We start from the raw sequence: 17304 nt of genomic DNA on the forward strand, positions 1-17304 counted from the left end.
ATTATTGTAACAAATTAATTTTTTAAATAATAAAGCATACTCTTTTAATACGAAAAAGAGTATGCTTTTCTTTTTTTCGACTGTATTTGATTTCTGAAATTCAAAATTTGCCGTTTTTTCAGGGATGTATAATAAATTTACAATATATAGTATGATGCAAGTAAATATGGTACATGGCAATGTATATCTTAAAGTGATAGAGGAAATCAAAGGAAGTGTTAATATAATCATAATGTAATTAATTTTTTTGAATAGTAAATCTCTTTAACTTTGATATGTTACACTCAAAAAAAAAATTATGGCAACAACTTTACCCAAAGTGTTTTTTAAAACGCTCATTTTATTCGTGCTCTTAATTGGAGCCCCCACACTTTGGGGACAAACCGTTACAATTCTAAGTGAAGATTTTACAGGTATAGCGGGAAATAATACCAGTACATCTGGTTCTAGCACAGCATGGACTGGAAATGCGAACTTTCCAGAATCATCATTATCTAGTGTTTACCAAGCTGGAGATGCCATTAGAGTAGGATCTGGAAGTAGTTTAGGTTCTTTAGAAAGCAAGGCATTAGATCTAAGTGTAAATGGAGGAAATTTTTCTATAAGCTTTGACGTAAAAGGATGGACAACAGTCGCTGGAGACGTAAAGATTACGGTGACAGGAATTTCAGGAACACAAACAATCACTTATGTAGCAAAAATGAGTGAAGCTTTTGAGAATAAAACGGTGAACTTTTCTGGAGGAACAGCGAATGCTAAAGTAAAGATAGAATTAAGTAGAAGAGGTTTTATAGATAATGTAAAAGTTTTTTATGTATCAGCACCAGTTTTAGTACCGACTACAACTTCGATAACACCAACATCTGCAATTGCAGGATCTGCAGGATTTGAACTTACTGTAAACGGTTCAAATTTTGTAAGTGGAACTTCAAAAGTACGATGGAATGGAATAGATCGCGCTACAACATTTGTTTCGGCAAGTCAATTAAAAGCTGCAATTTTAGCTTCAGATATTACAACAGCTGGGACTGCTTTGGTATCTGTATTTAATACAGGAAATCCAACAGCATCAAATGATCAAACATTTACAATCAATCCAAACATATCCCCAACTATAACGGCAACACCACTAGCCGATTTTGGTAATTTATGTATTAATAATATATCCGAAAGTAAATCATTTACGCTGACAGGAACATTTTTAACAGCAGGAGATATTACAATCGCACCACTATCAGGATTTAGTTATAGTGAAACAGTAAATGGTACTTATACAGGAACATTGGTATTGAATCAAACTGGAGGAAGTTATTCCAAAGAAATTTTTGTGAAATTCAATCCAGTAGCAGTTCAATCGTACAATGGAAATATCTCAATTAGTGGAGGAGGAATAAGTTCACCAATAATAGTTGCAGCAAAAGGAGCAGGAATTAATACACCAGCAACAATTACGAATGAAAATACTACAGCAATAACAAGTAATTCAGCTACATTCAATGGAGAAATTTCAAATATAGGATGCTCAGCTATTACACAATCAGGATTTGAATACAGTCTTATTAATGGATTTGCTAATGGTTCTGGAACTACAGTTTCAGGAACACTAACAGGAGCTAATTTTACGGCAAATGCAATTAGTTTGATACCTAATACGACTTATTATTATAAAGCCTATGTAATTAACGGTAATGGAACATTTTATGGAACACAGAAAAGTTTTATAACATTAAACCTTTCAGCACCAGTTGCTACTGCAGGCACAAATATAACAGCAGCAAGCTTTACAGCAAATTGGAATACTGTGGCAGGTGCTACAGGATATCGATTAGATGTGAGCGAATCAGCAACCTTTGGAACAAGTTCACCAGGGACAACAATTACAGAAGCATTTAATAACATACCAAATACTGCTTCAAACTATGCAACACGTACTTGGTCTGGGGAAGGAAACATTGGATGGACTGCACTAAAAGCGAGAACAGATCAAACTATAACGGGAAAAGCAATCGCTTTGAAAGATGAATCAGGAGCAAATTTAGTTTCAGATGTAATTTCGGGTGGAGTAACAAATATTAAGTTTGAGGCAAAACGAGCTTTCAGCAGTAGTGGTGTTTTAACGGTTAAAGTTTTGAGCGGAGCAGGATTTACTACGGTTTTAAATGTTGGTACAATTTCATATGCTGGTACTGCCAGTACATTTGATAGTGGAGTGATTAATGGAATTACGGGAGATTATAAAATACAAATAGAGAACAATGCAGGAGGAGTTGCCGTTATTGACAACTTGAGTTTTACTTCTGCAGCAGTACATATTCCTTCCTTTCTTTCGGGATATGATAATCTAGCAGTTACTGGAGCTTCGCATGAAGTGACAGGTTTAACAGGAAGTACTATCTATTATTACAGAGTTCGTGCTACAAGTCCAACAAGTACATCTGTAAACTCAAATACTATTCAAGTAACAACAGCTGTAAATGTATTACCGTCCTTGACAGTAAATACTTTGGCTGATTTTGGAGATATTTGTGTTAATACAATTTCAACAAGCAAATCATTTACCCTAACAGGTGAAAATCTGACAAATGAGAATATTACAATTGCGCCATTAGCAGGATTTACTTATAGCGAATCTGTAGATGGAACCTATGTAGAGACATTAGTATTAAATCAAGCAGGAGGAAGTTATACGAAAGAAATTTTTGTAAAATTCAATCCAATAGCAGTTCAATCCTATATCGGAGATATCTCAATTACTGGTGGTGGAATTACTGCGGCTATAATTGTTTCGGCAAAAGGAGCAGGAATAAATACTCCAGCTACAATTACAAATGAAAATAGTACTTCAATAACAAGTAATTCGGCAATATTAAATGGAGAAATATCAGGAATTGGATGTTCAACAATAACTCAAGCAGGATTTGAATACAGTTTGATTGATGGCTTTGTAAATGGAGCAGGAACAAATGTTTTGGGAACAATCACAGGATCTAATTTTACGGGAAATAGTATTGGATTACTAGCAAATACTATTTATTACTATAAAGCATATGTTACAAATGCTAATGGAACCTATTATGGGGTACAGAAAACATTTAAAACATTAAATATTACTGCACCAGTAGCTACAGATGGTACAGAAATAACGGCAACAAGTTTTACAGCCAATTGGAATGCAGTAGCTGAAGCTACAGGATATCGATTAGATGTGAGTGAATTGCCATTGTTTGGAACATCAACAGCAGGAGCAACTACAATTGAAACGTTCACAGCAGTACCTACTGCACTTGGTACAAGTTATAATACACGTACATGGACCGGAGATGGTGGAATAGAATGGAGTGCATTCAAGTCAAGAAGCGATCAAGTTATTACAGCAGGGAACAAAGCAATTACTTTGCAAGATGCAGCTGGAGCCTATTTAATTTCGAACGTTATTTCAGGAGGAATTACACATATAAGTTTCCAAGCGCAACAATTCTTTGCAGGATCAAATGGAATACTAACGGTGAAGGTATTAACTGGAGCAGATTTTACAACAGAAACAATTATTGGAACCTTACCGTATACTACAACAATGAGCACGTACGATAGTGGAACAATTACAGGAATAACAGGAGACTTCAAAATCCGAATTGACAATAATACAGGAGCTAGACCAGGAATTGATAATTTAAGCTTTACAGCAGGAGAATCACTCACTCCATCGTTTGTTGCAGGATATGAAAATTTGGCTGTTGCAGGAACTTCACAAGAGGTAACAGGATTAACAGGAAGTACAGCATACTATTATAGAGTACGTGCAACAAATGCAACAAGTACTTCAGTAAACTCAAATATTATTCAAGTTACTACTGCAGTTAGTACAGTACCAGCTTTAACGGCAACTGTTCTAGCAGAGTTTGGAAATGTATGCATTAATACAGTGTCCGAAACAAAAATATTTACATTAACAGGAGAGTTTTTAACTACAGGAGATATTACAATTGCGCCATTAGCAGGGTTTACGTATAGTGAAACTGTAGATGGTACCTATGCTGAGACTTTAGTATTAACACAAACAGGAGGAAGTTATACAAAAGAAATTTTTGTAAAATTCAATCCAACTTTAGCTCAATTATATACAGGGGATATTTCAATTAGTGGAGCAGGCGTTACTACAGCAATTTTGGTAGTAGCAAAAGGAACTGGAGTAAATATACCAGTAAGTATAGTAAATGAAAACAGTACAGCAGTAACTCGTAATTCAGTAACATTGAATGGAGAAGTTTCTACAACAGGATGCTCGGTAATTACACAACGAGGGTTTGAGTATAGTACAACAGATGGATTTGCTAATGGAACAGGAACAACAGTTCAAGGAAATGCAACAGCAAATACATTTACAACAAATGTGACAGGATTATTAGCAAATACAACCTATTATTACAAAGCATTTGCTACAGATGCAACAGGAACAGTATATGGAGAACAAAAAAGTTTTACCACATTAAATATTGATGCACCTATTGCTATTGATGCTACTACAATTACAGATGTAAGTTTCATCGCAAATTGGAATGCAGTTACAGATGCCACAGCTTATAAATTAGATGTGAGTTTACATCCATTATTTGGAACATCATCGGAAGGAGTTGCAACAGTAGAAACCTTCAATAATATGGGTACAGTTGCAAGTGATTACCAAACACGTGATTGGACAGGAGATGGGAATATAAAATGGAAAGCCGAAAAAGCTAGAACAGATCAAACAATAACAGGAAAGGCAATTACATTACAAAATAATGCGACAGCCTATTTAGGATCAGATGTGATTCCTGGAGGATTGGTTAAATTAAGTTTTGATGCAAAAGGAGCATTTAGTGACTCAGGTGTTTTAACAGTAAAGGTTCTAAGCGGATTAAATTTTGCAACAGTAACTACATTAGGAACAATATCCTATACAACAACAACCAGTTCATATAATAATGCTTCCGTTTCAGGAATAACAGGAGATTATAAAATACGTATTGAAAACAATGGAGGAGGAAGAGTATCGATTGATAATTTAAGCTTCACAGCAGGATCAACAATCACTCCATCATATGTTGCAGGATATGAAAATTTAGCGGTAACAGGAACTTCACAAGAAGTAACAGGATTAACGGGAAGCACAACATACTATTACAGAGTTCGTGCTACTAATGCCACAAGTACATCTGCAAATTCAAATGTGATTCAGGTCACTACTGCAGTTAGCACAATACCAACATTAACAGCTACAACATTAGCAGAGTTTGGAAATGTGTGTATTAATACAGCATCAGAAACAAAAATATTTACGTTAACAGGAGAGTTTTTAACAGTAGGAGATATTACAATTGCACCATTAGCAGGGTTTACGTATAGTGAAACTGTAGATGGAACCTATACTGAAACTTTAGTACTAACACAAACAGGAGGAAGTTATACAAAAGAAATTTTTGTAAAATTCAACCCGACACTAGTACAAGCCTATACAGGAGATATTTCGATTAGTGGAGCAGGAGTTACTACAGCAATTTTAGTTGCAGCAAAAGGAACTGGCGTAAATACTCCGGCTACTGTTGTGAACGAAAACAGTACAGCAATAACAAGCAATTCAGCGACATTAAATGCTGAAGTTTCAAATATTGGATGTTCAGCGATTACACAATCAGGATTCGAATACAGTACTACAGATGGTTTTGTAAACGGAACAGGAACAAATAGTATTGGAACACTAACGGCATCAAACCTTACAGGAAATGCGACAACATTACTAGCTAATACAACCTATTACTATAAAGGATACGTAATTAATGCAAGTGGAACATTCTATGGAGAACAAAAAAGTTTTACGACATTAAACATTACTGCACCTGTAGCTACAGATGGTACAGGAATAACATCAACAAGTTTTACAGCCCATTGGAATGCTGTGACAGAAGCTACAGGATATCAATTAGATGTTAGTGAGTCAGCAACATTTGGAATAACGACTGCAGGAGTAACTACAGTTGAAACATTTACAGCAGTACCAACTACATTAGGAACAAGTTATAATACACGTACATGGACAGGAGATGGTGGAATAGGATGGAGCGCCTTTAAATCTAGAAGTGACCAAGTTATTACAGCAGGAAATCCAGCGATTACTCTACAAAATGCAACGGGAGCTTATCTTGTGTCAGATGTTGTATCTGGTGGACTATCACATATAAATTTCCAAGTACAACAATTTTTTGCAGGAACAAATGGAATACTAACAGTGAAAGTATTAAGTGGAGCTAGTTTTACAACCGAAACAATTATTGGAACCGTTCCTTATACAACTACATTAAGTACGTATGATAGTGGTGCAATTACAGGAATCACGGGGAGTTATAAAATTAAAATTGAGAATAATACTGGTGCGAGACCAGCAATTGATAATTTAAGCTTTACAACAACAGCATCAATAATCCCATCGTATGTTACTGGATATGAAAGTTTAGCGGTAACAGGAACATCACAAGAAGTAACAGGATTAACAGGAAACACAACCTATTACTATAGAGTTCGTGCCACCAATGCTACAAGTACTTCTGCAAATTCAAATGTAATTCAAGTTACGACAGCACCAAGTACGGTCCCAGCATTTACAGCTACTGCCCTAACAGGATTTGGAGATGTTTGTATCAACACAATATCAGAAGCTAAATCGTTTACCGTAACAGGAGAATTTTTAATAGCAGGAGACATTACAATAGCACCATTAGCAGGATATACTTACAGTGAAACAGCTACAGGAATCTATGCTCCAGCATTAGTGTTGACACAAGCAGGAGGAAGTTATACGAAAGAAGTTTTTGTAAAATTCAACCCAACATTAGCACAAGCCTATACAGGAGATATTTCAATTAGTGGAGCAGGAGTAACAACTCCTATTACAGTATCAACAACAGGAACAGGTGTAAATACACCAGCAACCGTTGTAAATGAAAATGCTGTGGCAATAACAAATAATTCAGCGACATTAAATGCTGAGGTTTCAAATATTGGATGTTCAGCAATTACACAATCAGGATTTGAATACAGTACTATAGATGGTTTTGTAAATGGAACTGGAACAAATGTTTTGGGAACATTAACAGGATCAAATTTCACTGGAAATGCTACAACATTACTAGCCAATACAACCTATTACTATAAAGGATATGTAATTAATGGAAGTGGAACATTCTATGGAGAACAAAAAACGTTCACAACATTAAATATTGATACACCAATTGCTACTGCAGCAACAAGTATTGATGGAATAAGTTTCGTAGCAAATTGGAATGCAGTAGTTGGGGCAACAGGATACAGATTAGATGTAAGTCAATCACCATTGTTTGGAACAACAACTACGGGAACAACAACTGTTGAAACCTTTAGTGCAGTACCAACTACAGCACCTACAAGTTACAATACACGTACATGGACAGGAGATGGAGGCATAGGATGGAGCGCTTTTAAATCTAGAGCCGACCAAGTTATTACAGCAGCAAATCCAGCAATTACATTGCAAAACGCAGCAGGAGCCTATCTAGTTTCCGATGTTGTTTCAGGAGGATTATCACACATTAGTTTCCAAGTTCAACAATTCTTCTCAGGAACAAATGGTATACTGACAGTGAAAGCATTAACGGGAGCAGATTTTACTACCGAAACAATTATTGGGACAGTTCCATATACTACTACAATGAGTACGTATGATAGTGAAGCAATTGTAGGAATCACAGGAGATTTCAAAATCCGAATCGATAACAATACAGGAGCAAGACCAGCGATTGATAATTTAAGTTTTACAACAATATCATCGTTAATTCCATCGTACGTTACAGGATATGAGAACTTGGCTGTAGCAAGTACATCACAAGTAGTAACTGGACTGACAGAAAATACAACATACTACTATAGAGTTCGTGCAGAAAATGGAACATTCACAACAGGAAATTCAAATACGATTGAAGTAACAACAGCAATTGTAACTCCTACATGGAATGGAACAGCATGGTCTAACGTAGTAGGACCAGATGCGACACTAGATGCAATTATTGCAGGAGATTATAATACAACTACAGGAACAATTGTAGCACAAAATTTAACAATTAATTCTGGAGTGTTAACCATTGCAAGTGGTACATCAATAACATTACAACAAGGAATCCATGTCAATGGAGGATCAGTAATGGTAGAGAACAACGGAAGTTTATTACAAGTAGAAGGAGCTGTAAATACTGGAAATATTACGATTAAGAGAAATAGTAGTCCAATGATACATTCAGATTACACAACTTGGTCATCACCAGTAACAGGTCAGAATTTATTAACCTTCTCACCACTAACTTTACCAACGAATTTCTTAGTCTTTAATCCAGTTTTAGGAACAAATGGAGAATACCAACCAACGCCTACTACAAATGATTTTGTAATAGGAAAAGGATATTCAATATTCACACCAGACAACTGGTCGTCTACAGCAGCAGCTTCATACTTAAGTTCATTTACAGGTATTCCTAACAATGGAACAAAAGCGATAGAATTAGTACATGGAGGAGAGGAAGGAAAAGGATTTAATTTAATTGGAAATCCATATCCATCACCAATTAGTGCTCAGGATTTTATTACTGCCAATACAGCAACAACAGATGGAACACTATATTTCTGGACACATGACAATCCTACAACAGTAGCAGCGAGCAACTATGCAACCTATACAACAGCAGGAGGAACAAAAACAAGTTCAGACGGTGAAATTCCAAATGGAATTATTCAAACAGGACAAGGATTCTTTGTAAATAGTATGGCAAATAATACCACAGCAGTATTTGAAAATACGATGCGTCTTGCGAATACTGAAAACCAATTTTTCAGAACAGAAAACAGTCTGTTACAAACAGATGATGTAGTAGAAAGAAACCGAATTTGGTTGAATCTTAGCAATACCGATGGAGCATTCAGTCAAGTGTTAGTATCCTATATGACAGGAGCAACACAAGGTGTAGACAATGGAATTGATGGAAAAACTTTTGGAAGTGTAGGAAGTACATTATACACAATTCTAGACAATGCTGCCTATACTATCCAAGGACGATCATTACCATTTGTAGATTCAGATATCGTACCATTAGGATTTAAAGCAGCAACGGCAGGAAACTATACTATTACATTAGATAGTTTTGATGGATTGTTTACAGGAGGTCAAACGATTTATATCAATGACAAATTGACAAATGTAGTACACAATATCAAATCCGGACCTTATACATTTACATCGGCGCAAGGAACATTTGAAAACCGTTTTGAAATACTATACGATGAAACATTAGGAATTGAAGAACCATCGACAGTAAAAAATCAGATTATTATTTACAAGCAAAACGACTTCTTGAATATCCATTCAGGAACAGCAATAATGGCCAATGTAAAAATATATGATACTAAAGGAAGTTTGATTTATCAAAAAGAAAACATCAATGCCAACACTGTCGTTATAGATCAATTAAGAACAGAACGTCAAGTAATCATTGTTAAAATCACAACGAGAGAACAAATCGTAGTGACGAGAAAAGCAGTGTATTAATAAGTGAATAATTTTTAGAAAGATTATTCTTTCCAAAACAGAAAAAGTGCCCAAGGGCGCTTTTTCTGTTTATTAAAATTATACGATCTATCTAATTAATATTTTCTGGAATATACATTATACTAGTTTTACATATTTGCGTACACCCTCCAGCATCAGAACATGCTGCAATTGCATTTTGAACACAAGTAGTATCCTTTTTATCACATTGAACAGCAGGACCACCATTAGAACAAGTAATGATATAATGAGAGCGATGTAATGTATTATTTTTGCCATCCTTAAATGGGGTAGAATCATTAATATACTTTACATTTTCCATAACCTTCAAGTTGGTCATAACAAATTTTCCATCTTCAATATGAACATCAAAGGTTACAAGTTTTTTCTTCGTTTCGGCTAATTTTGATACTTCTGCCAGAATAGCTCTCATCGAATTTTGGTCTGTCTTCACTGCATTATCCCCATTGTTAGAATCACAAGAAATGACGATAATACTCAAAAGAGAGATTAACGCAATAGAGAACGCGATTAATTTAATTTTTTTCATGGTACTAACTTTTAAAATTCATTATTCCAAGTAATGTAGGAAATTGTTTTATTTTTCCAAAACCTATGAAGTCTTTATTTGGTTTGTAATCAGTGATTTACGGCTTTGCCGTAATTTTTATTGACCTAGAATAAGCCAATGCTTTTGTCATGAATAGTTTTTTATGTTTCAAGATTACAAACCACAATAGCAATTTGATTACCAATGTAAGTTTGGTATATTTGACCTTCCTGAATACAAGTAATATGAAAACTATTAAATTTTACTATATCGTGAAAGAAATAGTTATTGTTTCAATTTGTAACTTTTTAGGAGGATTATTATGCATTCAAAAAAACAAACACACCAAGAGAAGGATACTTCGATTGATGTAACGACGTTGAAAAACATTTCAAAATTTACAAGCACTTACCAGACCAATAGCAAAACCCAATCGGTTGTAATTCCGTTCGACAATCATTCGGAAATCCTAACCACCCTACGCGGACTAATCAACGTCAGTAAAAACAATTTACAACTAGACATTCCATTGGACAATGCCACCCTGCAGGATCGAATGATAGATGTAATCAATGTCTTGCAATTGGCCGAAAAACTATTGCCCGAAACCGAAATGGAATTTCTCGATCGCCTCATGGGACGTTACTATGATAGGAGCAAAAAAGCCCATTTTGTATCCATAAAAAAAATAAAGAGAAAAAGACGACAAGTCAAATAATACCCAAAAATCTCAATCATTACGATGAGGTTTTTTTATACTTGGGCGTGACCCTTCGGGTCGGGCTTTCCGTTGCAAGTCCGCAGTTCACTCCGTTACCTTTGCGGGCTTTACACTACAATCCCTCACGCAAAACCCTAGCCCCGACAGCGCCGATATCCTCGTAACAACGTGGAGAGATAAAGGCAAAGGCGGGAAATAGCTCCCATAAAAAAACCTGCTCTTCCAATATCAGGACAGAGCAGGTTTCAATATGATTTAATGACAATAAGGATTATTCAAATTCCGATGTGAAGAATAATTTTACATTCGGATATTTAGACTGTGTCATCTGAATTGTAAAATCAGAATCAGCCAAGAATACCAATTGATTGTATTTATCTTTTGCTAAAAACTTTTGTTTAATACGCTTAAATTCGGCAAACTCTGGACTCTTAGCATCATTAGGTTTTACCCAGCAAGCCTTATGAACAGGGAAGTTCTCATACGAACATTTTGCACCATACTCATGTTCCAAACGATATTGGATAACCTCATATTGTAAAGCACCAACAGTACCAATTACCTTACGATTATTCATTTCCAGTGTAAACAACTGCGCCACACCTTCATCCATCAATTGGTCAATACCCTTGTCCAATTGTTTAGCCTTCATTGGATCAGCATTATTGATATATCTAAAATGCTCTGGAGAGAAACTAGGAATCCCTTTGAAACTCATAATCTCACCTTCGGTCAGCGTATCCCCAATCTTGAAGTTTCCAGTATCATGCAAACCTACAATATCACCCGGGTAAGAAATATCAACAATCTCTTTTTTCTCTGCAAAAAATGCATTTGGAGAAGAGAATTTCAAATTTTTATTCAAGCGTACATGCATGTACGGTTTATTACGTTCAAAAGTACCCGATACAATCTTAATAAAAGCAAGACGATCACGATGTTTTGGATCCATATTCGCATGAATCTTAAATACAAAACCAGACATTTTTTCTTCTTTCGGATCAACTAATCTCGTTTCAGATTCTTTAGGTCGAGGAGAAGGAGCGATTTGAACAAAACAATCCAACAGTTCTCGAACACCAAAGTTATTCAATGCCGAACCAAAAAATACAGGCTGTAATTTTCCATCCAAATACGCATCACGATCAAATGGAGGATAAACCTCATTAATTAATTCTAATTCTTCACGCAGTCTATCAGCAGGTTTTTGACCAATTATCTTTTCTAATTCAGGATTCTGAACATCCGAAAAAGCAATGGTTTCCTCAATATTTTTACGACTATCTCCACTAAACAAATTGATGTTTTGCTCCCAAAGATTATAAATACCCTGGAAATCATATCCCATACCAATAGGAAAACTCAATGGAGTAACTGTTAAGCCTAATTTTTGTTCTACTTCATCCATTAAATCGAAAGCATCTTTACCCTCACGATCCAGTTTATTGATGAAAACAATCATAGGAATATTACGCATTCTACAAACTTCAACTAATTTTTCTGTTTGTTCCTCAACCCCTTTTGCAACATCAATTACAACAATAACACTATCAACAGCAGTTAAAGTTCTAAAAGTATCTTCGGCAAAATCCTTATGACCAGGAGTATCGAGAATGTTTATTTTTTTATCTTGATAATTAAAAGCAAGTACAGATGTCGCTACCGAAATTCCTCTCTGGCGTTCAATCTCCATAAAGTCACTCGTTGCTCCTTTTTTAATTTTATTATTCTTTACTGCTCCAGCTTCCTGAATCGCACCACCAAATAAAAGTAATTTTTCTGTTAAAGTAGTCTTACCCGCATCAGGGTGGGAAATGATCCCAAAAGTTCTTCTTCTTTTTATCTCTTCAAGAAATGTCATGGTATATTTTTTATAACGACTGCAAAAATACATTTATTATTTTATAAATCCATTATCTGCTTTTGTCTAAGTAAAATGCATAAAAAGCATCTTAAAATGTCATTCATCTATGATATTGAACGCTTCGTCGAATATGTTAAAATCTGCCTTGGAAACATTTATTAAATAGAAACCATTAACATATTTTTGCAGTCAAACTGTATATTTTACAGTTGAAAACAGTGTTTTTTCAGTAAGAAAAATGCTGTTTTTTTTTAATGTTCTCACAATCAATAAAACTCAATAATTAATTTTAAGAATCTGTTTTTCAGAAGACTAACTTAAGTGAAAATTGAGATTTACACAGATAGAATTAAAGACCTTTAATACTTTATTTATGGAATTGAACTTTACGCCATCTAAACAAACGAAAAAAAGAAGCAGGCAATTATTTGCTAAGTCATTTTTGTTTGTTCTCATTACACTTTTTAGTTTTCAATCTACATTTGCTCAAGATGCAGTACAAGCAACAGGAGGAAACGGAGCCTACAAAAATGAAATTTACTGGTTAAATTTTTCGGGAATATCACTAGCTAGAAATGGCTCAGTTACGAGAAATTTTACAATCAATGGTATTGCAGTAACAGTTCTTATAAATAATGTAGGATTCAGTACAAATGCTAGTGGTAATCGATTGGAAGGATATAAACCAGGTACTTGGGGTGGAGATGGACTAGATGAAATGTATAATATAGGAGGGGCAAACGGAAGTAATACTTTGTTTAATGCTTTCTCTGCAACAAATAGTATTCAAGCGACATTTAAGGTAACAGCCTATGCCACATTATCAGGGCAACCCTTTGATTTAGGATTGGTTTTTGCCAGTGCAGAAGATGATGCTAATAGTGAGTATTCTCAAGGTACTACGAATGGTACACCATGGAAGATGCTGGAAAGTAAAGTCAATGGTACAGGATATAGAAAAATTAATTTTTCAAATAATAATAGGACTGCATTCATGCAAATGGGGTCAACTGGAGGATCAGGATCTACTCCAGCAAACGTTGCCTTGTTGTATAGTACAATGCAAAATACTGCAGCAGGAAATCCTTTAACAACAGATGTAGTTTTACAAGGAGGTGGTAAATCGGCAATTGCTTTAGGAATTATTGTAAATCAAGATTTTGGTGATGCACCAGTTTCATACGGTACAGCGAGTAATTTCTTTGCTCCTTCAATTGTAGGAGGAACAAATAATCCACCAACAGCTACAGGAGATTTTTATTTAAGCACAGGATCACCAAACGGAGGAGCTTCCAATAGAATTATTACTTCAGGAACTTTAGATATTCCAGTGAGTCCACGTCTAGGAGCAAAAGGAGGAGATAATGATGGAGCCTATCCAGCAAATCCAGGATTATTAGCCGATTATGATGATAAAAATGGAATAGATGATGAAGATGCTTTTCTTACTTCACCACCCGATTTGAATTTAGTAAACGGAACCTATACCGTTACAGTTCCCGCATTCAAAGATTATACAGGAACAGCCTATGTAATGGCTTGGATTGATATGAATAGAAATGGGATTTTCGAACCCACAGAATATAAAACAGCTAGCTTTACTGCAGTAAGTACAACAACAAATGTTTCGTTAAGTTGGGATGTTGCTTCACTGGCTAAAAATGCAGGACCATCATTTGCTCGATTCCGTATTTCTGGATCAAATCCAAATATATTAACAGACAATACAGCTACACCAGCCGATGAAAGAAGTTTTGTTGCATTGGCAAGCGGTGAAACCGAAGATTATACGATTGCTTTAAACAAAGCAGATATGATTACAGGTACTGTGTTCCATGATATTAATGGAGCAACAGATAATCAGATTAATGGTACAGGAACCAATATTGGAGGTTTAAAAGTAATTGTAGTAGATGCTAGCGGAAAAGTAGTGGCTTCAACAGCTGTTGCAGCTAATGGTACTTATACTTTTGCAAACATCCCGAATGGAACCTATACACTTCGTTTATCAACAGCAGCAGGTACTGTAGGAAGCGATGCACCAGCAGCTAGCTTGGCTCCAAACTGGGTAAATACAGCCGAAGGAACTACAGCAACTGGAGATGGTACTCCAAATGGAATATTAAGTTCAATCACAATTAGTAATGCTGTAGCAGTACCAGGAGGAAATTTCGGAATTGAACAAAGACCAGCAGCAGAAACAACTACTACACCATCACAAATTAATCCTAGTGGGACAACACAAGTAACAGTGCCTGCAGGAACATTTAAAGGATCTGATATTGACGGAACAGTTACAAGCATTAGAATTACAGCTTTTCCAGCAAATGCAACAACAATTGTAATTAATGGAACAACCTATACAGCGACAAACTTTCCAGCAGGAGGAGTAATTGTCCCAGCAAATACAAGTGGAAATCCGACACAAACAATTACTGTAGATCCAATAGGAGGGACGGTTACTGTGGATATTCCTTTTGTTACAATTGATAATGCAGGAATTGAAAGTCCAGTATCAGCATTAGGCCATGCAAGATTGCCATTTACAACAGAAGCTAATTTAGGCGTGTTGAAAACAGCAAATAATAATAGTGTATGTATTGGAAATCAAGTAGAATTTACAATAGTTATAAATAATGCAGGACCAAGTGATGCAACGCAAGTAAAAGTAACAGATGCATTACCATCAGGATATGCTTTAATTTCTGCTACACCTTCAGTAGGAACATATAGTACTGGGACAGGACTATGGACAGTAGGAACATTAAATAATGGAACTACAGCCACATTAACAATTACTGCGACAGTAAATGCGACGGGTAATTATACAAATACGGCAGTAGTAAGTGGATTTGAAACAGATCCAGTATCTCAAAATAATACATCTGCAGTTACACCAATAGTGAACCCAAAACCAGTAGCTTCTGCAACAGCACCCGCTGCAATTTGTTCAGACTCTAGTTTTAGTGTTACTCCAATAAGTAATGTAACTGGAACACAATATACATGGACAGCAGCTTTACAATCAGGAACAGCCACAGGATTCAGTAATCAGACTACAGCCGTAGATGCACCAATAAGTCAAACCTTAATAAATACTACAACAGCTAATGCTGTAGTACGTTATACTGTAACACCAGTAGCCAATGGATGTACTGGAACAAGCTTTACATTTGATGTTACAGTAAAACCTAGAGTAGCTACTCCTACAGGGTTAACTACACAAACATTCTGTGAGATTGTAAACCCAACAGTAGCGAACTTATCTGCAACAGGAACAACTATTCAGTGGTATACTGCTGCCACAGGCGGAACTGCTTTAGCAGCAACAGTAGCTTTAGTAGACGGAACAACCTACTACGCTTCTCAAACCGCTAACGGATGTGAGAGTGTAACTCGTTTAGCGGTTGTAGTAAAAATTACTAAAACACCAGCACCAACGACAACACAGTCTACACAAACATTTTGTGAGATTGCAAACCCAACAGTAGCGAACTTACAAGCAACAGGAACAACTATTCAGTGGTATACTGCTGCCACAGGTGGAACAGCTTTAGCAGTAACAGTAGCTTTAGTAGACGGAACAACGTATTACGCTTCTCAAACCGCAAACGGATGTGAGAGCAAAACTCGCTTAGCCGTTCTAGCCAAAATTACTGTTACACCAGCACCAACGACAACACAGTCTACACAAACTTTCTGTGAGATCGCCAATCCAACAGTAGCGAACTTACAAGCAACAGGAACAACTATTCAGTGGTACTCTGCTGCAACGGGTGGAACAGCTTTAGCGTCAACAGTAGCTTTAGTGGATGGAACAACGTATTATGCTTCTCAAACCGCAAACGGATGTGAGAGTAAAACTCGTTTAGCCGTTCTAGCCAAAATTACTGTTACACCAGCACCAACGACAACACAGTCTACACAAACATTTTGTGAGATTATAAATCCAACAGTAGCAAACTTACAAGCAACAGGAACAACTATTCAGTGGTACTCTGCTGCTACAGGTGGAACAGCTTTAGCAGTAACAGTAGCTTTAGTAGACGGAACAACCTACTACGCTTCTCAAACTGCAAACGGATGTGAGAGTAAAACTCGTTTAGCCGTTCTAGCAAAAATTACTGTTACACCAGCACCAACGACAACACAGTCTACACAGACATTCTGTGAGATTGTAAACCCAACAGTAGCGAATTTATCTGCAACAGGAACTGCGATTCAGTGGTACTCTGCTGCCACAGGTGGAACTGCTTTAGCAGCAACAGTAGCTTTAGTAGATGGAACAACGTATTACGCTTCTCAAACCGCTAACGGATGTGAGAGTAAAACTCGTTTAGCGGTAACTGCAAAAATTACTGTTACACCGGCACCAACAACAACACAGTCTACACAAACATTCTGTGAGATTGATAATGCTACTATTGCAAATTTATCTGCAACAGGAACAACTATTCAGTGGTACTCTGCTGCCACAGGTGGAACTGCTTTAGCGTCAACAGTAGCTTTAGTGGATGGAACAACGTATTACGCTTCTCAAACCGCAAACGGATGTGAGAGTAAAA

The 17304-nt window shown here is 36.2% G+C and carries 5 protein-coding genes; 3 read left to right on the forward strand and 2 right to left on the reverse strand.

What is annotated here, in order from left to right:
- Positions 1-298 precede the first annotated feature (298 nt).
- Entirely contained in the window at positions 299-9604 is a 9306-nt protein-coding gene (locus P6733_RS12690) for a hypothetical protein (protein ID WP_306353273.1), read from the forward strand.
- A 91-nt stretch (positions 9605-9695) separates the two neighbouring features.
- On the opposite strand, the gene P6733_RS12695 is transcribed toward P6733_RS12690, so the two are convergent.
- The gene (locus tag P6733_RS12695) at positions 9696-10154 is read right to left on the reverse strand and encodes a hypothetical protein (protein ID WP_306353274.1); all 459 of its coding nucleotides are present in this window, start codon (positions 10152-10154) and stop codon (positions 9696-9698) included.
- Between the two features lie 322 nt (positions 10155-10476).
- Between P6733_RS12695 and P6733_RS12700 the strand changes: the two genes are divergently transcribed.
- Entirely contained in the window at positions 10477-10872 is a 396-nt protein-coding gene (locus tag P6733_RS12700) for a hypothetical protein (protein WP_306353275.1), read from the forward strand.
- 274 nt (positions 10873-11146) lie between these two features.
- Here the strand turns inward: P6733_RS12700 and P6733_RS12705 are convergent, their stop codons facing one another.
- Complete coding sequence (locus tag P6733_RS12705) at positions 11147-12736, reverse strand: peptide chain release factor 3 (RefSeq protein ID WP_306353276.1); 1590 nt, start codon at positions 12734-12736, stop codon at positions 11147-11149.
- Between the two features lie 376 nt (positions 12737-13112).
- Here P6733_RS12705 and P6733_RS12710 point away from each other — a divergent pair.
- The coding region (locus P6733_RS12710) for a CshA/CshB family fibrillar adhesin-related protein (protein WP_306353277.1) at positions 13113-17304 on the forward strand (4192 nt) is incomplete at its 3' end.

Origin of the sequence: Flavobacterium aerium, from assembly GCF_030766725.1 — a bacterium.
Taxonomy (GTDB): Bacteria; Bacteroidota; Bacteroidia; order Flavobacteriales; family Flavobacteriaceae; genus Flavobacterium; species Flavobacterium aerium.

What these genes read in the sequence shown, in the direction of transcription:
- P6733_RS12705 (WP_306353276.1), bottom strand. Translation starts at nt 12,736, where the DNA reads ATGACATTTCTTGAAGAGATAAAAAGAAGAAGAACTTTTGGGATCATT.
- P6733_RS12700 (WP_306353275.1), top strand. Translation starts at nt 10,477, where the DNA reads ATGCATTCAAAAAAACAAACACACCAAGAGAAGGATACTTCGATTGAT.
- P6733_RS12695 (WP_306353274.1), bottom strand. Translation starts at nt 10,154, where the DNA reads ATGAAAAAAATTAAATTAATCGCGTTCTCTATTGCGTTAATCTCTCTT.
- P6733_RS12690 (WP_306353273.1), top strand. Translation starts at nt 299, where the DNA reads ATGGCAACAACTTTACCCAAAGTGTTTTTTAAAACGCTCATTTTATTC.